This is a genomic window from Nocardia stercoris (genome assembly GCF_003696265.1).
GTDB classification, from domain to species: domain Bacteria; phylum Actinomycetota; class Actinomycetes; order Mycobacteriales; family Mycobacteriaceae; genus Nocardia; species Nocardia stercoris.
Genome location: NZ_RFFH01000003.1, coordinates 15,377 through 33,926, shown reverse-complemented (window position 1 = coordinate 33,926; position 18,550 = coordinate 15,377). Strand labels below are relative to the sequence as shown.

The 18,550-nt window shown below is 67.7% G+C and carries 16 protein-coding genes and 3 pseudogenes; 11 read left to right on the top strand and 8 right to left on the bottom strand.

Annotation, left to right across the window (positions count from 1 at the left end; all coding sequences use genetic code 11):
- Positions 1–485: 485 nt before the first annotated feature.
- Positions 486–602: pseudogene (locus EBN03_RS08550) on the bottom strand (helix-turn-helix domain-containing protein); the annotation flags it as partial.
- Positions 603–704: 102 nt separating this feature from the next.
- Here EBN03_RS08550 and EBN03_RS33640 point away from each other — a divergent pair.
- From EBN03_RS33640 to EBN03_RS34505, 5 genes and pseudogenes are all read left to right on the top strand, one after another.
- Entirely contained in the window at positions 705–1,571 is an 867-nt protein-coding gene (locus EBN03_RS33640) for an anthrax toxin lethal factor-related metalloendopeptidase (protein WP_147471496.1), read from the top strand.
- 15 nt (positions 1,572–1,586) lie between these two features.
- Positions 1,587–1,748: a hypothetical protein gene (locus EBN03_RS34055; RefSeq protein WP_158675564.1), complete on the top strand. Its 162-nt coding sequence runs from the start codon at positions 1,587–1,589 to the stop codon at positions 1,746–1,748.
- Positions 1,749–2,504: 756 nt separating this feature from the next.
- A complete protein-coding gene (locus EBN03_RS35500; protein ID WP_122187424.1) occupies positions 2,505–2,810 on the top strand; it encodes a transposase in 306 nt (101 codons plus the stop codon).
- Between the two features lie 44 nt (positions 2,811–2,854).
- A pseudogene (locus EBN03_RS35670) lies at positions 2,855–3,055 on the top strand (transposase); the annotation flags it as partial.
- Positions 3,056–3,810: 755 nt separating this feature from the next.
- Positions 3,811–4,206, top strand: coding sequence for a hypothetical protein (locus tag EBN03_RS34505; protein ID WP_199742677.1), 396 nt, complete (start codon positions 3,811–3,813; stop codon positions 4,204–4,206).
- A 162-nt stretch (positions 4,207–4,368) separates the two neighbouring features.
- Here EBN03_RS34505 and EBN03_RS08515 read toward each other — a convergent pair whose 3' ends face one another.
- Complete coding sequence (locus tag EBN03_RS08515; protein WP_122187840.1) at positions 4,369–5,331, bottom strand: alpha/beta hydrolase; 963 nt, start codon at positions 5,329–5,331, stop codon at positions 4,369–4,371.
- 116 nt (positions 5,332–5,447) lie between these two features.
- Here EBN03_RS08515 and EBN03_RS08510 point away from each other — a divergent pair, with 116 nt between their 5' ends.
- The 3 genes from EBN03_RS08510 to EBN03_RS08495 all read left to right on the top strand — a co-directional run bounded on the left by EBN03_RS08510 (position 5,448) and on the right by EBN03_RS08495 (position 8,089).
- Entirely contained in the window at positions 5,448–6,101 is a 654-nt protein-coding gene (locus tag EBN03_RS08510; RefSeq protein WP_122187422.1) for a TetR/AcrR family transcriptional regulator, read from the top strand.
- A 793-nt stretch (positions 6,102–6,894) separates the two neighbouring features.
- Positions 6,895–7,212 carry a YciI family protein gene (locus EBN03_RS08500; protein WP_122187420.1) on the top strand — a complete coding sequence of 106 codons (318 nt, stop codon included), beginning with the start codon at positions 6,895–6,897 and terminating at the stop codon, positions 7,210–7,212.
- Positions 7,213–7,324: 112 nt separating this feature from the next.
- The gene (locus EBN03_RS08495) at positions 7,325–8,089 is read left to right on the top strand and encodes a type 1 glutamine amidotransferase domain-containing protein (protein ID WP_122187419.1); all 765 of its coding nucleotides are present in this window, start codon (positions 7,325–7,327) and stop codon (positions 8,087–8,089) included.
- Positions 8,090–8,142: 53 nt separating this feature from the next.
- Here EBN03_RS08495 and EBN03_RS34945 read toward each other — a convergent pair whose 3' ends face one another.
- Both EBN03_RS34945 and EBN03_RS34940 read right to left on the bottom strand, forming a co-directional pair.
- A complete protein-coding gene (locus tag EBN03_RS34945) occupies positions 8,143–8,289 on the bottom strand; it encodes a hypothetical protein (RefSeq protein ID WP_233608260.1) in 147 nt (48 codons plus the stop codon).
- Between the two features lie 55 nt (positions 8,290–8,344).
- Positions 8,345–9,115: pseudogene (locus tag EBN03_RS34940) on the bottom strand (cytochrome P450); the annotation flags it as partial.
- Positions 9,116–9,444: 329 nt separating this feature from the next.
- Between EBN03_RS34940 and EBN03_RS35970 the strand changes: the two are divergent.
- Positions 9,445–10,242, top strand: a complete 798-nt coding sequence (locus EBN03_RS35970) for a hypothetical protein (RefSeq protein WP_233608259.1) — start codon at positions 9,445–9,447, stop codon at positions 10,240–10,242.
- 321 nt (positions 10,243–10,563) lie between these two features.
- Here the strand turns inward: EBN03_RS35970 and EBN03_RS08465 are convergent, their stop codons facing one another.
- Positions 10,564–11,097: a hypothetical protein gene (locus EBN03_RS08465; RefSeq protein WP_122187415.1), complete on the bottom strand. Its 534-nt coding sequence runs from the start codon at positions 11,095–11,097 to the stop codon at positions 10,564–10,566.
- A 38-nt stretch (positions 11,098–11,135) separates the two neighbouring features.
- On the bottom strand, positions 11,136–11,579 hold the full coding sequence (locus EBN03_RS35790) for a recombinase family protein (protein ID WP_158675562.1): 444 nt from the start codon (positions 11,577–11,579) through the stop codon (positions 11,136–11,138).
- 190 nt (positions 11,580–11,769) lie between these two features.
- Between EBN03_RS35790 and EBN03_RS08455 the strand changes: the two genes are divergently transcribed.
- Positions 11,770–13,233, top strand: a complete 1,464-nt coding sequence (locus EBN03_RS08455) for an aldehyde dehydrogenase family protein (protein ID WP_122187413.1) — start codon at positions 11,770–11,772, stop codon at positions 13,231–13,233.
- A gap of 21 nt (positions 13,234–13,254) precedes the next feature.
- Here the strand turns inward: EBN03_RS08455 and EBN03_RS08450 are convergent, their stop codons facing one another.
- Entirely contained in the window at positions 13,255–15,483 is a 2,229-nt protein-coding gene (locus EBN03_RS08450) for an AfsR/SARP family transcriptional regulator (protein ID WP_122187412.1), read from the bottom strand.
- 127 nt (positions 15,484–15,610) lie between these two features.
- Positions 15,611–17,140, bottom strand: a complete 1,530-nt coding sequence (locus tag EBN03_RS08445) for an aldehyde dehydrogenase family protein (RefSeq protein ID WP_122187411.1) — start codon at positions 17,138–17,140, stop codon at positions 15,611–15,613.
- Between EBN03_RS08445 and EBN03_RS08440 the strand changes: the two genes are divergently transcribed.
- Positions 17,139–18,533 (top strand): MFS transporter, encoded by a 1,395-nt coding sequence (locus EBN03_RS08440; protein ID WP_122187410.1) that lies wholly within the window; start codon positions 17,139–17,141, stop codon positions 18,531–18,533. The genes EBN03_RS08445 and EBN03_RS08440 overlap by 2 nt on opposite strands.
- The last annotated feature ends 17 nt before the right edge of the window (positions 18,534–18,550 follow it).

The following is an 18,550-nucleotide window of genomic DNA, read 5'->3' as shown; positions in this document are numbered from 1 at the left end:
TTAGCCGATGTGTCCCCCTCCGGACACGGAACATGACGAAAGCCGTTGCATAGCAACGGCTTTCGTCATGTCATGACAGAGGTCGATCACCCCTTGGCGCAGTCGTAGCTTCCACCCGCCGTCGACAGAACGGTCAGTGAGCCTGGCCGAGCTCGGCGAACTGCCACCGTCTCATCAGGTTCGAGCGGACCGACGGCACCGCAATGGCGAACTGAATCCCCTGGCCTTGTCCGGAGACTTTGGTCTGCCCCGGCTTTTCCGTAGTCGCGTGGCTAGGTTCTTGTGCCACTGATGTGAAGGAGCGGCAGGGGACGGCGTGAGTATCCGACGGAGTTTCGGCGCATGGTCCTGGATCTCGTCGAGGCCGGCGGTCGCTGACGTCGCGCGTGATCTCAGGATCAGCGATCGGACGATCTACACATGACGCCGCCAGGACCCCCGCATCGACCGCAGCTTGGAGTCCGGTCTATCCAGCGCCACTGCTAATTCACCCATTTCGACGCGCACTGGCGTGAGATCCCCATCTCCGCGGCGACCGGAGCGATTGGGCGGGTCTGGCAGCACTGGACGAGCCGGCGGCGGCCCTCGACGGTCAGCGTCAAGCCGGCCTGCTGCGCATGCGCACCTGCGAGGGGATGGCCGTGGCCCGCGTGACAACGATCTACAGTCTGTGGTGACCACCGTCATGATGGGCAGGAGCCGGGGTGCGGATCAGCAGGGCGATTGGCAGCCTGTTTCAGGAGCGGATAGTCCCGGCGATCCTTCGGGCGGGCGAGGCAGCCGAACACGATGCGGGGGTCATGCGTGAGATCAGCGATGGGGCAAAGGCAGCCGCACAGATGGCGAAAAACGCCGATCAGAAGGGTGCGGGGCAGGTTTATGCCGGCAAAGCCGCGCGCGTTTCAGGCTTCAATCCGCTTTACGGCCCAAGAAAAAGGAGTAGCACACCCCTGTCCGCCATATACGGCGACCGGCTCAGAGTTACCGGAAATCGGCGCCGCACGAGACAGCACCTACGTGACTTGGAACGCATACCCGACAGCTTCCATAACAAACTCCTCGAGCACTTCGCCAGCCATCCCGAAGGCGGCATAGATATTATCGACGGCACAGTGACCCAAATCATGACCGACCTTCGCGGAGTAACACCTCGCGGCTGGCCCCCCGGACAGACCTGGGACAACGTACCAGGACTGTACCGTACGACAACGCACCAGGTGGCCCTCGGCAGCAAGGGCGAGCACGATACTCTCTCGCTGGCATTGCATGAGACCGGTCATGCCTTCGACGCAGCCCTCGGCACGGCGTCCGAGTCGGCAGAGTTCCGACAGCTGTACGACCGGATGGACGGATTGAATCCTTATTTTGCCCAGCCAGGTGACGCCGGACGGTCAGAAACCTTCGCCGAGGGGTTCGACTGCTGGGTATACAACCGCAATATGCCACCCAATTACCGAGCTTATGCTATCGCCGATGGCCTCGGAATAAGCAAGAATAAACTGGCTTCGGGGTCTCTGCTCGAACGCTATTTCTCGGACATACAACACCGCCTCGAGTCAGATCAGCTCTAGAAAGGAACGATTGATATGACAGCAACACGCAACTCCGACGGAACTCTGACGGTGCCGATGCGCGCCGAAACCAACGGGATAATCGGCGATGCTCTCGTCACGATCGATCGAGATCATCCCGACTACGAGGCATGGGACTCCTGGCTACGCGGGCAAGAGGAGAACGACAATGCCTGATCTTGATCGCCCCGGACGCAGAACAATACGATAGCCGCTGCGAAGCAACGGCTATCGTCGCTTCCGAGTGAATCTTCGGACGCCGGAGCGGGTTCGGCGACCGGCAACGGCTGAGGTACCCACACTCGGCCGAGCCCGGTCAGAGCGCCGCAAGGCAAGCCTCCGCCAGCCTCGCGCCCACAGCCTGCCCCAACCAGCGGGAGTAGCGCCGGGAGACCGAGCCCCTGGGGGGCGACACCACCAGGAACCGGCTCAGCGCCGGCCGACCAACCACACCGCGCGCAACACCGCTCCCCTCACAGCCGCTTTTGAAAGAGCAGCCCGGAGGTCCGCAGAGGTTGTTCGACGCGGCATCAACGGCTTACATTCTTGGATGCGCATATCCACATTTCTACAAAAATTGCCGACCATGTCCTCCCCGATCGGCGAGAGCCTGCGAACGAACCGGAACTCATCCACACCGGCTGCCTACCCGCCACTCCCCTGTGCCGGCCGCCCAGTCGCATGCCCCCACCTCCATCGAGGTGTCGTGTTCGGCAGCTGCCAGCGCCCGATCCGCGCCGCCAGGTCCGCTCCCGCGACGCCGTACCCGATCCGTAGCGCCGCGAGCCCGTATGCCTTCGAGAACGTACGCGGTGAGGAGCTGAATATCGCACTACGCCCGCTGGAGAAGTGGGGGGAGCGGCACCGCATCCGCCTCCAGGCCGTTCAGCCCTCGGCGGGTAGGGTCAGCTAGCTTGAGTTTTAACCTCGGGGCTGGTCCCCGGTCTGCGGCGGGCACTGGCAGCGGTGCCGCTGCCGCGGGCCGCGGACGGGCGACTGGTGCTGGCGGTGGACATCACCTGCCGGCTGCGGCCCGAAGCGCACACCTGCCCACAGCGGATCCTGTGTCACATTTACGGCCGGGCCAAGAACACTCACCAGATGATCCCGGGCTGGCCGTTCTCGGTGGTGGTCGCGCTCGAGACCGGCCGCAGCTCCTGGACCGCACTACTGGATGCGGTCCGGCTTGTACCGGGTGACGACGCCGCCGAGGTCACCGCAGCCCGTTGCGGTCGGTGATCGGCAATCTGACCACCGCCGGTCAGTAGCGTCCCGGTGATCCCGACATCTGGGTCATCGCCGATGCCGGCTACGACGGGCCGCGGCTGGCGTTCCTGCTGTCGGATCTGCCGGTGCGAGTGCTGGCCCGGATGCGCTCGGACCGTGTCCTGCGACGTCCGGCCGCCCTGGCTGCCCGGCACCAAGGGACGCCCGCCCCGCCACGGTGGCGAGTTCGTGTTCGGCGACCCCGCGACCTGGGGTGAACCAGCGACCGAAACACTCACCGAGACCAGGCTTCACGGACCCGCGCATGCCCGCTCGTGGGACCGGCTACCTCCCCGGCTGACCCACCGCTCGTCCTGGGTCGCCGCCGCCGGAAAACTCCCCGTCATCGAAGGCACTGTGATCCGCCTCGACGTCGCACGGCTGCCCAGTGGCGCGATACCGAAACCCGTCTGGCTCTGGCATTCGGGCATCGGCCTCGACACCGACACTGTCGATCTGCTCTGGCAAGCGTTCCTGCGCCGCTTCGACATGGAGCGCACCTTCCGCATGCTCAAGCAAACCCTAGGCTGGACCGCCCCCCAAACTCCGCGACCCCGACAGCGCGGACCGATGGACCTGAATGCTGTTCGCCGCCTACACCCAGCTGCGCCGCGCTCGCAGCCTTGCCGCCGACCAACGACGACAATGGGAGAAACCCCCTTGCCGCGCAACAACTCACGCCAACATGTGTCCGTCGGGTATTTCGGCACCTGCGCCCGAACATCGCCTGTCCGGCCAGCGCACCGAAACCCTCACGGCCGGGATCCGGCGGGCCGCCGCAACCAGCTGCCCAGACCGCCACGACGTCCACATGAAGGCCGCCAGCAACGCTCACGCACCAACCCCAGCCGGGCCGCGGCCACGCCGACAGGGTTACACTCGAGCTAGTGTTCCGCGCCTGAAATCCGTTGCCTAAGTATAGGATTCGACGGTGGCGAGGACTGGACGGCCGAGGTCGGGGCCGGAGTCGGTGGTGACCGAGGCCCAGCGTAAGGAGCTGATTCGAGGGGCGCGGGCAGCGACATCGGCACAGGCATTCGCGTTGCGGTGCCGGATTGTGCTGGCCTGCGCCGAGCCCGGCGCGTTCAACACCCATGTCGCCGCCCAGGTTGGGGTGACCGGAATGACGCGCAAGTCCCCGCCGGTCCAGCAGTGGCTCGCCGCGCACCCGCGTTTCCGTGTGCATTTCACCCCGGACCGGGTCGCCGTGGCTCGACCAGGTCGAACGCTGGTTCGGGTTTCTCACCCAACAGCTGCTGCGCCGCTCGGTCCACAAAAGCGTGTGAAAGACGAACGCCGCCGGATCGGTGTCGTTGGCCTGGATCAGCGCTCGTATGCAGGCGATGCGTCACCGGCAGCGAGGGCGTGAAGACGACGTCCGTCTCGCAGCCGCAGGGCCAGATCTCCGGTCGAGGCTTCGGACGATATTCACAGATCCGTTATCCCGGATCGTTCATGGCGGCGACAGCTGAACGTCCTGTACTGCCGAATCGAGCGTGTCGGAAGAGTGTTCAGATACATCGTTGCTGCGTCATGCCGCCAGGGCCGCACGGAGGAATTCGCGGATCTCCGCCTGGGCGAGCTCGGCCTGCGGTTCCATGCCCGGCAGAGTGAGGAACGCGTGCCGCGCTCCCGGATATTCGGTGAGCTGTACGGACGTTCCGGCCGCCCGCAGTCGCTCGGCATAGCGGCGGCCGTGATCGGCGAGTGCGTCCTGGGTCGGCACCACGACCAGGGCGCGGGCGAGTCCGCTCAGGTCGTCCGCGTACAGCGGCGAGAGTGCGCGGGCGTCGGTTCCCGGCGGGGCGGCGAACCCACGCAGGAGCCGCAGTACCGGCACGGCGGGGCCCGGGTCGTAGGCGTACTCGGCGATGGAGGGATAGTCGTACATCGTCTCGGTCACCTCGACCGCGGGGTTAACCAGCACCTGCGCGGCGAGCCGCAGGCCGGCGTTCCGGGCTCGGATCGCGGTCAGCGCGCTGATCAGCCCGCCGAAGCTCTCGCCGAAGACCGCCGTGCGAGCCGGGTCGGCACCCCATTGCGCGGCGTGCCGCACCACGTGCTCGAGCACGTCCCACCCGTCGTCGGCGGCGTGCCCGAGCGTGCTGTCCGGGCCGACGAGGCGGTGCTCGACCGAGACGACGAGCGCGGGCAGGTGGACGGCGAGGTGACTGTTGGTCCAGTCGCATTGCGCTGCTGTGCCCACGTAACCGCCGCCGTGCACGTGGATCACAAGTGGCAGGCCAGTTCGGGTGTCGGCTCCGCCGTCGCTCGTCGACGCGGGCCGGTACACCCGGACCGGAAGGCCGCGGCCCGGTAGTGCCAACTCCTGCCACTCGATCACGGCCCCGGGGTCCGGCGCGCCGATGAGCGGCCATGCGGCGCTGGACGCTCGCCAGCGATTCTCCGCGTCGCGGTAGGCGATCAGTTCCTCGGGCTTCATCGCTGAGAACTCCGGCGCCCGTGGCCGCTGCACAGCGGTGGTCTCGCTCATGTCCATCTCTCCCTCTCCCGGCCAGGCTCGTCCGCCCGCCAATGCGCACAGTGTTGCACGCACCGCGTGCATCGTCAAGTGCATAGGCTATGCTGAGCTTGGACGAGAGGGGCTAGATGGCAGGCCGAAGGCGTTGGTCGACCGAGGAAATTCTGGATACGGCGACGGAGCTGCTGCGTACGAGCGACGCCGAGTCGTTCAGCGTGCGCAAGCTTGCCGCGGCGCTCGGGACCGACTCCTCGAGCCTCTACCGGCATTTCCGCAACAAAACCGAATTGCTGCGCGCGGTCGCCGACCGGATCCTGGTGGCCGCGATGGACGGCTATCGCCCCGAGGGCGACTGGAAGCAACGCATCACCGCAACCGCCCAGCGCCTGCGCGGGGCCTTCGGCCGGCACCCCCAACTCGCCGCACTCTGGGGACGCTATGGCTCCGGCGGCACCGGTTCCCGCCTGGTCATGGAGGAGGTCCTGCAGGCCTTGCGGGCCTCGGGCCTGCCCGATGCGGAAATTCCGCGCCACTACCACCGGATCGTGATCCTGCTCGCCGCGCTGATCGCCTCCGAGGCCGGCATCGACACCCTTACCCCCGGCGAGTACGAACAGGGCATCGAGCAGTTCCGGGTCGCGGTCCTGGGCGCCGACCCCGACCGCTTCCCCACCCTGGCCCACTTCGCCCGCGAGATCCGCCCCCTCGGGGCCGACCGCCACGCCGCATTCGAGGAGATCGTGACCGCCCAGCTCGCCCGGATCGAGGCCGCAATTCCTTGACACGGAGGCGCGTCGGAGCCGTCCGCCCCAATCTGCGACATCCGGCGCTGAGATCCCAGGACGCGGGTGCCGAAGAGTCCGAGCACGATCGCGAGCAGGCGCACTTCGAGGTTCTTGCCGTCGCGGACATTCCGGGAATCGCTGCACTGCAACGGATCTGAGCGAGGGATCGGATACTCAGACCAATTCGACGTCACCTGGTCGGCCCATCCGGTGGACGGGCTGTCAGAAGAGGACGAGGTGACGGTTCATACCGAGGGGCGCGACGATCGCTGCAGTTGCCTGGGGAGCAAGGGCTTCCTTCACGGCGCGGCCGGCTCCGAGGAAGACCACGAATCGGACGCTCCCGTAGCTGCGATGGTCGATCCACGGCAGGCGCAAGGCATCCCGCGGTGAAGAACGCTGCCGCGATACCGAGCCGTGCCGACCAGGATCGCCGGGAGACCTCGGACGGTGACCACGAGAAAGAGCCGACGCAGGGGCATTCGAGGGTTCTCCCGGTGTCAGCCGCGAAGGCCGGATATCGGGACTGCGAGCCAGCCGCACCTTGGCGGCCCCACGTCTGGCTACGCGGTGAATCCCGGCGGGGCGCTGACCGATTCTGGCAGCTGGACTGAACTGCGGATATCGCCCTTCCCCGACACGGAGACGACTGCCTGTGAACCCCTGTGACAGAGGTAGGGCCTCGTCGGCCCTGGGCCCGAAGCAGCGTCGGCCTCGGGACACGACCGCGGTCACCGACAGCCACCGAGCAATAGTCCAGCAACTATCGCTGTGACCGTATACTCGGCAGATGGCCGAGTGGATCTTGTTCATGCATCCGCCTCGCGACAATTTCATCGCAACCATGACCGCTGACGAAAGATCCGCGTTCGCCGCGCACAGGGACTGGCTGGCGCGACTGGACGCCGCCGGTGTGCTACTGGCGGCCGGGCCTACTCTGGGCACGGTCAATACCGGTGTGGGGATCTTCACCGCCGACGACGAGACCACCGCACGGCGCATCATCGCTGACGAGCCTGTCACCAGCGGAGGCTTCATGCGCGGCGATCTGCGATCGATCCAGCTCGGCTACCTCAACCCCCGCAACGAGAGCGGCCCAGCCACCTGACCGTCGCGCCGGAACGATGGCCGCGCGGTCCGATCACAGTCCCGCGAACCGCACCGAGGGCCAGTCCATGGCATCTGCGGTGAAGTCTTTCCCTACCATCGGAGGACCGGCAATGGCCATCGCGTATCCGACCGAACATCACGAGATCATCGACGTCACCCGTGCCCAGCGTCCGCGAGTGCTGATGGTGGTCGCCAACCCGTCGACCTCGACGGCGCTGAACATTCCGGTAGGCTTCTGGGCCGCCGAGCTCACACACCCCTATTACGAATTCACCAGGGCCCGTTACGATATCAGCATAGCCAGCCCCGACGGCGGACGTGTCGAGATGGACGCCATGTCCGATCCGCGCGACGAGAGCCGCTGGTCGGCAGACGATCTGATCACCATGGGCTTCATCAACACCCCCGAATTGGCTGCCCTGCTGGACGATACCGCTGTATTGGCTGATCGGAACCACGACGACTTCGACGCCATCGTGGTCTGCGGAGGCCAGTCGCCGATGTTCACCTTCCGGGGCCGCAAGGATCTGGCTGCCACGATTGCGGCATTCCACGCCGCCGAGAAGCCGACTGCGGTGCTGTGCCACGGCACCTGCGCGCTGCTGGACGTGGTCGCCGACAACGGCACGCCGCTCGTCGAGGGCAAGACCATGACCGGCTTCTCCAACGTCGAAGAGGACTTCTCCGATCAAGCCCTCGGCCGCACCGTGATGCCGTTCCGAATCCAGGACGAGGCCATCGCGCTGGGCGCCAACTTCGTCACCGGCGGACTGTTCCGCGCCTTCGCCGTCCGCGACGGCAACCTCATCACCGGCCAACAGCAGTACTCCGGCGCGAAAGTCGCTCGGATGGTGATCGAGTCGCTGGGAATCTGAACGGATCGGTGGGCACAGCGAACAGCCCGGTGCCCACCGGGTTCCACCTCGGATCAGGCGGGCCGGAAGCCGACGCGCCGGGACTCGAGGCCACGGATGACCACGTTCGGCTTGAAGGGGGGACTCTCCGAGAGCAGTTCGATGGCACCGACTTTGCGGAGCAGCACGTCGAGCAGGATCTCCATTTCCAGCAGAGCCAAGGGGGGCGCCCAAGCAGTAGTGGATGCCGAGGCTGAAGCCGAGATGCTTCTTGGCGGGGTGCATGGGATCGGAGTAGCGGGCGACGTCGGTGCGATCGGGCTCGGGGAAGACGCGCTCGTCGTGGTTGGCGCAGTTGATGAGGACCACCACGCCCTCGCCGGGTTCGAAGTCGTGTCCGGCGACGGTGATCGGGCGGGTGGCGGCCCGGGTGGTGATCTGCACCGAGGGTTCCAGGCGCAGGAGTTCGTCGGGCGCGCAGGCAGTGAGTTCGGGGCGGTCGCGCATCGCCTGGATCTGGTCCGGCGCGCGCAGCAGCCGCAGCATGCCGGTGCCGATCAGGTTGGCGGTGGTCTCGTGCCCGGCCACGAAGGTGGTGATGCAGGTGGCGAGCAGTTCTTGCTCGGTGAGCACATCACCGCGGTCCTCGACCTGCGAGAGCGCGCTGAGCAGGTCGTCGCGCGGGTTCACGCGGCGCTTGTTGAGCAGCTGCCGGAAGTAGCCCATGAACCCGCGCGAGACGGCGCTGCGCGCCCGCAGCGATTCCTCGGGCAGCGTGTAGTCGTGGTCGAATCCGCGCGCCAGATCCTGCGACCAGTGGTGCACCTGCTCGTATGCTTCCTCCGGCACACCGATGAGCTCACAGGCGATGATCAGCGGCAGCGGGTAGGCGATCATCTCGACCAGATCGAATTCGCCTGCCTCCAGGGCCTTGTCGACCAGCTCCGCGCTGAGCTTCTCGATGCGCGGGCGCAGCCGGGCCACCGTGCGCGGCGTGAAACCCTTGGTGACCAGGTTGCGCAGGCGGGTGTGGTCCGGCGGCTCCATCCACAGGAAGGAGATGGGCAGTTCCTCGGGGGCGTCCTCGGGTTTGACGGTCGGGTGCATCATCCCGGCTTCTTCGGCGTGGCTCCACGCGGTGGTGGACAGCACTGCGGCGCAGTCTTCGTACCGGGTGAGCACGCGATGTCCGAGCGGGGTCTGATGGATGGGCCCGGCATCGCGCAACACGCGCGCCGGGGTTTACGGGTCCGAGCGGCCGTCGGGCCCGAAGAGCCGGGCCAGAGCGTTCACAACGGCCGGGTCCTGCGCTTCGGCAACGGCGTTCGCCTCTGGGGCGGCCATGATTGTCCTCCTGGATTCAACGATCGGCCGGCATGACGAGTGCGGCGCCATTGCCGCGCAGCATGATCCGGGCCGCCAGTACCGGTCGGGTCAGTGCGGGGTTCGACGAGATGGGCGACGCGCATGAAGGTGCGCGCCACCAGCGGGTCCAGGTGGGCGGCGCGATGCACCTGCGCCACATACGCATTGGTGAGCCGAGTGCGCAGCCCGCGCCGGCCCGCGACCCGCGGATGACGCAGATCCGACGCGGCCGCGAGCTGCCAGGCGGTAGCGCCGGCCTCGGCCGCGGCCGCGTAGAAACGCGCGGGCAGCTCCGCGTCCGGCAGGCCGCCTGCCAGGCATTCACGCAGCGCGACCGCATGCAGCGCCGCGACGGTCACGCCCTGGGCATAGAGCGGGTTGAACGCGCACTGACGTCTTCGGTGCAGTCGACACCGTCGACGATGTTCTGCCAGTACTCTCGATGGTTGCGTGCATTGGGCAGCAGGCCCGACATCCCGACGATGGCAATCGGGTCGCGCGCCAGGCGTCTGTCGTCCGTCACGGAAATTCCTCTCGAACCACGGTGTGGTGAGCCGTGTCGCTCAGGCGGCGACGATGGTGGCGGTGGTGGTGGACGCGATGAGTTCGGCCGCGATGGCGGCGAACAGGCGATGACCGGACGGGCTCGGGTGCAGGCCGTCCAGGTGTTCGGCTATCGGACGGTGTCCCCCGACCGCACCACCGCGGCTGCGGGCGCCGACGGATCCAGATATCCGGAACGGACGGTGGTGGAATCGGATTCGACAATGTGCGTGGACGTCATCTGCTGCCCCGTCCCTCGTTCATGATGCCGGTCTTCTCGACCCTGGTCGGTACCGGCGCCACGGGGCAGCCGCACGATGTGCTGAGCCCGCATACTTCGGTGCCGACTCCGCGCGGCCGCCAGTGCCCAGCTGGCGGCATCGGCGAACGCGCCGTGCCCGAGAACAACGGTCGAGCCCGGACTGCGAACAACACCGGGCCCGAGCAAGGCCGAGAGCACCAGGAGGGGGCATGCTCGGTGCGCGCCAGCACACCGTTGGTTCACGAAAATCTCGCCTCCGTGATCATCGTGGTGGAGGATCTGGACCCGTGACCGCCCAGCGGCGGGGCCTGCAGGCTGGTGGCCATCATTTCCGCAGGTCGATCCGCGTGTTTAGCGGATGTGTCCCCCTCCGGACACCAGTGCTGACCACACGCGGATTGGCGGCCACATCGGCCGCCAACCCTGTGTGTGAGTAGCGAATCTGCAGATCGAGCGCATCATAAATTCGAGCGCGGTCCGAGGGGCTCCCCGCATCCAGCACTGACGCGATGTCCCCCAGCGAGTCGATCAGGTCGTGCAGCTTGCTCGGGTTGAGCGGCACCACCTGAGGCAAGTTGTCCAACTCGCGCTGGGCAATAGCCTTCTCGGCGTGTGCCGAGTTCATCGGTTCCACCAGGATCTGCGGATCGACACCAGCTTCGATCGCGCCACGGTGGCGTTCGAGCGTCCCGACCGCCTCCGAGATCCGCCGGCGAAGTGCCTCCCGCACACCGCCGTTGGCGTCCGCATTGTGTGCCTCGACCAGCGTGTCGATCGTGCGTTCCCGATGGTCGCCATCGAACAACTGGCCCAGCCACCGGTTGACCGGGCCGATGATCACAGACTCGCGCAGGTTCACCGTCTTCGGATGATCGCTCAGCGCTGGACTACCTGGGGTCAACGTACGAGCGAGACACCGGTAGTACACCACCTCACGTATGACAGCGGCCTGCATCTTCCGCGAGCAGCTGGCGCAACGAACACGGCCCCGCAGCTGATATTCACGGGGCAAGGTCGTCGTGCGAGTGCGAACACTGCATATCCGGTGTAGTGGGGATTCCGTAGGATCGCGGTAACCGTCGGCCCCTGACACCCGTCACCCGCACGATGCCGATTCTGGTCCGGTCGGCGCGCCGAAGGACACGGGATGTTATCCAGGTTCAGAGATGTGGCAATCGCCTTGTCTCCAGAACCTGCGATGTACTCGCGCCACAACCGCAGTGTCTCGTGATGCACATCGACCCATCGGGCCGATCGCGCGCGCTGCCGCGTAGGCGATCCGTACTCATCGAGACGTTCGAGAGCCAGGCGCACGGCCTTCTCGGGGTAACGCTTCGACATGATGGGAACCATCTTCCTCGAGAAGGAAGCGGTCTCTAATCCGTGACGGTTCAGTCGTTCGATATGTCGGTCCGTCGGCGAAATGGTTGCCGGGCGCGGCAGGTGCTGTCAGCTGCCGACAGCGCGGTATCAGCGGCGGCGACCACTCTTCAGTAGTCACGATAAGCACTGCGACACCATAAGGAATCCGATGACCACCGTGATCAGTCAGGCCGAAAACTATGTCGATGGGCGCTGGATCACCGGCGACGGTGAGTCGATAGCGTCGATCAATCCGTCGACCGGCCGACAGCTGGCGCTCACCCCGGCCTCGGCACCCGCCCAGGTCGCCGCCGCCCTCACCGCGGCCCGGCACGCCTTCGACGAGGGCGAGTGGAGCCGGCTCGCTCCCGCCGACCGGGGTGCCCTGCTGAACCGTTTGGCGGTCCTGCTCGAAGAGCATCGGGACGAGCTGGTCGAGCTGGCGGCTGTCGAACTCGGCACCCCGATCGGCAGCGGGCCCACCCAGCATGTGGATCTGCCCGTGAAGTATTTCCGCTGGTTCGCCACCGCCGCGGCGAACGGACCCCGGGACGGCTACGAGCAGCCGCTGCCGCTGGACCACGATCCGATCAGCAACAGCAGCATGCTGCTGCGCGAACCGGCCGGTGTCGTCGCCGCCATCGTCGCCTACAACGCGCCGATCACGATGTCCGCCCTGAAGCTCGGCGGCGCCCTGGCTGCCGGGTGCTCGACGGTCCTGGTCACCTCGCCGAAGGCGATCCTGTTGACCTCGGCGTTCGTACGGCTGGTCGAGGAGGCCGGATTCCCCCGCGGCGCGGTGAATCTGGTCTTCGGCCCGCCCGAGGTCACCAGATTGGTGGTGCAGGCGCCGGAGGTCGACATGGTGAGTTTCACCGGTTCGCCCTCGGTCGGCAGCATCATCCTGACGCTGGCCGCACCGACCCTGAAGAAGGTGGTGCTCGAACTCGGCGGCAAGTCGCCCAATATCGTGCTGCCCGGCACCGATCTGAGCCGGGCGGTGCCGGCCTCGGCGCTGCGATTCACCCGTAACAGCGGGCAGGCCTGCGGCGCCACCACCCGAACCCTGGTGCCGCAGGCCGATTTCGACGAATACGTCGAGCGGTCGGTCGAGTTCCTGCGGAGCCTGACCGTCGGCGACCCGATGTCCCCCGACACAGTCCTGGGACCGCTGATCACCGCCGAGCATCGCGTCGACGTGGAGGGATTTCTCGCCCGCGCCCGCGCGGCCGGAGCGCAGATCCCCGTCGGCGGTGGCCGTCCGGCCGGCCTCGACGAGGGCTTCTTCCTCGAGCCGACCCTGGTGACCGGTGTGCCCAACGAGGCGGAGATCGCCCAGGAGGAACTCTTCGCACCGGTCGGCGTGGTGATGCCGTACACGGGCCTCGATGAGGCGGTCCGCATGGCCAACGATGTCAAATACGCGCTCAATGCCAATGTTTGGGGACCAACGGCCGAAGCCATCGCCTTCGGCCGCCGGGTCCGCTCGGGCACCGTCACCATCAACGGCGGAGCCGGAATGCGAGCGGACGCACCGTGGGGCGGGCCGGGATTCAGCGGTATCGGCCGAGAGGGCGGCGAAGAGGGATTCCGAGAATTCTTCGAGGTCAAGCACATGCAGTGGCCGCTGTAACCCGGCCCTGGCGCCCACCGGTCAGCTGGTCGGCGGACCCACGTCGAGCAGCGACAGCACCCGGGGACGCCAGTCCAGGACTTCGCCGCGGTGCCCGCACAGCAGCCAGTGCCAGATCAGTCCGCTGTACAGTCCGAGTGCCCGCTCTCCGTCCCCGGCGTCTACCGCCCACTCCAAGGCGGCCAGGCAGTTGGTGTATTCGACGGTGAGGAGGTCGGCTGTCTGTCGATCGTCGAGCAGCCGTGGCACCGCGTCCCGCACGAGCGCGAGGAAATAGTCCGCGTGTGCGGCCGCCAGTCGTCGGCTCTCGCCGGCCGCCTCCAATTCCGCCGCGGCGTAGGCGCGGATCGTTTCCACCATGCGGTATCGCGCGCCGTCGAACTCGACCAAGGATTTGGCCACCAGTGCCGTGAGTGCCTGTACGGTGCCGTCGCATACCGCGTCGATGGCGTCGAGTCCGGCGCCGTCGGCGAAAACGGCCAGCCTGCGGGCCAATTCGACTTCCGAGTCGCCGAGCAGGTTCCAGCTCCAGGACACCACGGCGCGCAGTGTGCGATGCCGGGGTGACATATTCCGGCTGCGCGAGTCCAGGACGCGGAACCGGTGGGGCAGCCGCTCGGCCAGGTGACGGACCGGCAGCGCGTTCAGGCGGGCCGCGGCGAGCTCGATCGCTAACGGCAGCCCGGAGAGGCAGCGCACGACGGCGACGACATCGGCGCATTCGGCGTCGGTCAGCCGGAAATCCGGTCGTACCGCGCGAGCGCGGTCCACGAACAGCCGGACGGCGGCCGATTCGGCGGCGACCGCCACCGACGCGCCGGGCTCCGGTGTCGCCAAAGTTCCTACCGGATAGAGCTTTTCCCCCTCGATCCCGAGCGGCTCGCGACTGGTGGCCAGTACGGTCAGCGCGGGGAAATGGCGCAGCAGGAACGCCGCGAACTCGGCGGCATCGTCTATCACGTGCTCGCAGTTGTCCAAGACCACCAGCATCCGGCCGGTTCCGATGGCCCGGTGCAGTGCCGCGCACCAGTCGCCGCCGTCGCCGGCTCCGACGAGACCCAGCGCCGACAGTACGGCCGCCGGAACCGCGGACCGCGTGGACGCGTCGCCCGCGCGCCGCGGCGCGATAGCCGCGAGCTCGGCGAAGACGCAGCCGTCGGGCCAATCCGGCTGCGTCACTGCGAGTTCCGTCGCCAGTCGGGTCTTGCCGACGCCGCCGGTCCCGGTCAGCGTCACCAAGGCGGAGCAGCGGAGCAGCCGGGTCAGCCGGTCGAGATCGCGCTCCCGATCGACGAGACTGGTCTCCCGCCGCGGCACCCCTTGCTCGCCTCCGCGGGGCGCTGCCGGCGCCGCCGGCTCGATCGCGGGTTCGGGCCCCGACCACGCCGAATCACAGTGCGTCCCTGTCGAATCCCGCGGTAAGCGGCTCGGCTCGGAGGTCGCCGGAGCGGCCGGAAGCTCGGCATCGGCGGCCGCGTCGATCGAGGCCAGTGCCGCGCGCAAAGCCGGGCCCGGAGCGACTCCGAGTTCCCGACGCATCAGTTCGGCCGTGTGCCGGTAGACATCGAAGGCCTCCGACTCGCGTCCCGAAGCCACGAGAGCGGTGATGCGCCGAGCCGCCAGCGTCTCCCGGAAGGGATGCGCCACGCAGTACTGCGCCAGATCCGGCAGCGCCTCGTCGGCCCGCCCGAGCGCCGAGAGGAGATCGGCGCGCAGCTCGATCGCCGCCAGCCGCTGTTCGGTCAGGGCAGTGACCGTCGAGCGCATGGCGGCCGAGTCGACCACTCCGACGAGCGCGTCCGAACGCCAATGCGCCAGCGCCCGATCCAGCGCGCGGGTGGCGGGCTCGCGCCGCCCGGCCGCGCTCAGCCGCCGAGCCTGTTCGACCAGCCGCTCGAACCGGCACACGTCGACCGCCTCCGGTTCGACCGCCAAGAGATACCCCGCTCCGACCTTCACCACGCGATCCACGCCGACTGCCACGCGCAATCGGCTCACCAGGGCCTGAACCGCGTTCTCCACGTTCGCCGGTGGATCGGCGTCCCAGATCCCGTCGATCAGCGGTCCGGTCGGAACCACCGCCCCGGCGCGAAGGGCGAGCAGCGCCAGCAAGGTTCGCAACCGCGGCCCGCTGATCGCGAGTTCGCGGCCGTCGGCCGCGAGCACCGAGACCGGGCCGAGAACCCTCACCTGCACCACATGACACCTCCGCGCTCCCTCCCGCCCATGATCGCTGGAATCCGCGGTCACTGTTCGAACGGATTCCCACCATCGGGTGGCCGCCGACGATCACAGCGGAACCCGTTCACGCACCTTCCAGTTCGACGACCTGGTCGGCGGCGCAGTTCCCACCGCGCCGCCAACCAGGTCGGGGTGATCAAGCCCCGGTCTCGATCATGACGGTCTTCTGCTCGGTGTATGCCTCCAGCGCGGTGCGACCGCCCTCCCGGCCCAGCCCTGAGGTCTTGTAGCCCCCGATCGGCGCATTGGGCATGAAGGTGTAGCCGTTGACGCCGATCGCGCCGGCGCGGATGCGGCGGGCCAGCCGGAAGGCACGCGCGATGTCGGTGGTGTAAATGCCCGCGGCCAGACCGTATTCGGTGTCGTTGGCGATCCGAACCGCCTCGTCCTCGTCGGAGAACGGGATGACGGCCAGCACCGGACCGAAGATCTCCTCCTGCGCCAGCCGGCTGCGATTGTCGACCTGAGTGAAGATGGTCGGGTTCAGATAGTTGCCGGCGCTGAGCGCATCGCCCGGCCGGTCCCCGCCGAGCAGCAAATGCGCGCCCTCGGCGGTGCCGGACTCGACGTAATCCAGCACCTTCACCAGTTGCTGCTTGTTGATCAGCGGTGAGGCGTTGGTGTCCGGGTCGAACGGGTCGCCGTAGCGCACCGAGGCGGCGATCTCCCTTGCGCCGTCGAGGAATTCGTCATAGCAGTCCACGTGCACCAGGGCCCGGGTCTGGGCGGTGCACTGCTGTCCGGACATGCCCAGCGCGATCATGCGCATCACCGCCTTCCCGGCCTCGCGGACGTCCGCGTCGGGGAAGACCAGGCTCGGGCTCTTGCCGCCCAGTTCGAGGGTGACGCGTTTGATATCGCGGCCGCTGGCCTCGAGAATGCGCCCGCCGACCCCGCGGCTGCCGGTGAAACTGACCTTGTCGACGCCGGGATGGGTGATCAGCGCCTCGCCGGAGGTGGCGCCGACACCGGTGACGAGATTGAAAACGCCCGGGGGCAAATCCAGTCGATCGATCAGTTCGGCGATCGCCAGGCTGCTCAGGCTCGCGTACTCGGAGGGTTTGAGCACGACCGTGCACCCGGCCGCCAGGGCGGGCGCGACCTTGTTGGCCAGCTGCAGCACCGGCGCGTTCCAGGGCACGATGGCCGCCACCACGCCGACCGGTTCCCGGAAGCTCAGGTACTGCAGATCACTCCGCTCGGTGTACTGCGGATAGGTCTCCCCGCCGAGTTTGTCGATCCAGCCGAGGTGGTGGTCGAACACGTCCGCGGCGACCGCGGCCGATAGCCGGTACTGGGAGGTGAAGGAGATCGGCATGCCGTTCTCGAGCGTCTGGATCCGGCTCAACCGCGGTGCGGCCTCGCGCAGCAATGCAATCAGTGGTTCCAGGAGCGCCTTGCGCTCCTTGGCTCGCAGCCGCGGCCACGGCCCCTCGTCGAAGGCGCGCCGCGCCGCGCCGACTGCCCGATCGACATCGGTGGCCGAGGCGTCGGCGATGGTGGTGACCTCTTCGTTGGTCGCAGGGCTCAGGTGCTGCCAGCGCGCGTCGGAGTCCGAATCACGCCACTGACCGCCGAGGTAGAGCCGTCCCGGAGCGATCTCCAGCGCATCCCGGTTGGCAAGCACGGACAGTTCGGACCGGCTGAGATTGTCGGTATTCGTCATGCCGACCACATTCGCCCGCACGGCGGACACCGCGCTGGTACGCGGCGACAGTCCGGTATCAGCGGGCGCGCCCACGCTTGCGCGCATGGTGAACAATTCGCTCCGATCCGCCCCTGGGCGAGCCGGCCGTCACGCGCGGCTGCCGCGCCTGGCCGCGTTCTGGCTCCTGGTGACCGCGCTGGCACTGATGCTGTTCGCGTCCTCGGCGCCGTCGCCGCTGTATCCGATCTATCAGCAGCAGTGGCACTACTCCGCGCTGGTTTCCACGGGCGTGTACGCGACCAATGTCCTTGCGCTGCTGGCCACTTTGCTGACCGCCGGGTCGCTGTCGGACCATATCGGGCGGCGGCCGGTGCTGTTCACGGCCGCGGTGACGGCGCTGGCGGGGACGCTGATCTTCGCCGAAGCGCGCTCGGTGACATGGCTTTTCGCCGCCCGAGGGATTCAGGGCATCGCGGCCGGGTTGTCCACCGGGGCGATCAGCGCGGCACTGATCGACCTGCAGCCACCGGGGTCGCGGCTGGGCGTGCTGATGTCCAGCATCGCCGCAGGGGCGGGCTCGGCCGCCGGCGCGATGTCGTGCGGACTGCTGGTGGCCTTCGCCCCGGCGCCGACCCATCTGGTGTTCTGGCTGCTGGCCGCCGCGTACGCGGCCTTGATCGTGGGCGTCACGATGATGCCCGAGACGGTCACCCCCGACGGCCGCGCGCTGGACTCACTGATTCCGAAAGTGTCTGTGCCACAATCAGTTCGGTCGGTCTTTCGGACGCTGCTGCCATCGGTCGTCGCCACGTGGGCGCTGGGCGGGCTGTATCTGTCGCTCGGCGGGGCGCTCATGCGCGCGCAATTCCATCTGGCCAGCCCGCTGGCCGGTGGACTGGTGATCCTCGCGTTGCAGGGCGCGTCGCTGACCGCGGCCGTCCTGACCCGTGAGTGGACCATCGACCGGTTGCTACGCAGCGGCCCGGCCTTCCTGGTCAGCGGCGTCGCAATCGCCCTGACCGGCGTCGCGACTCGGGAAGTGGCACTCTTCCTGGTCGGCAGCAGCATCGCCGGAATCGGCTGCGGACCGACATTCACCGGCATTCTGCGGATGCTGACCGGATTAACCGAGGCCGACCGCCGCGCGGAGGTCATCACCGCGACCTATGTCGCCGCCTATCTCGCGTTCAGCCTGCCCGCCGTGCTCGCCGGACTGTGCCTGAGCCGATTCGACCTGTCCACCACCGCATTCGGCTACGGCGTGATCGTGCTCGTCCTCGAACTCGGCGCCGTGCTCAGCAGCCACCGCCACCACGGTGCGTTGGACACGCTCTCCGCCGCCCCGCCCTGCCCCGCACCCTGCCCCGGCACCGTTGCGGCGAACCCGCACGTCGTCGCCGCACACGCCTGATCAGCTCGGGCGCGGAA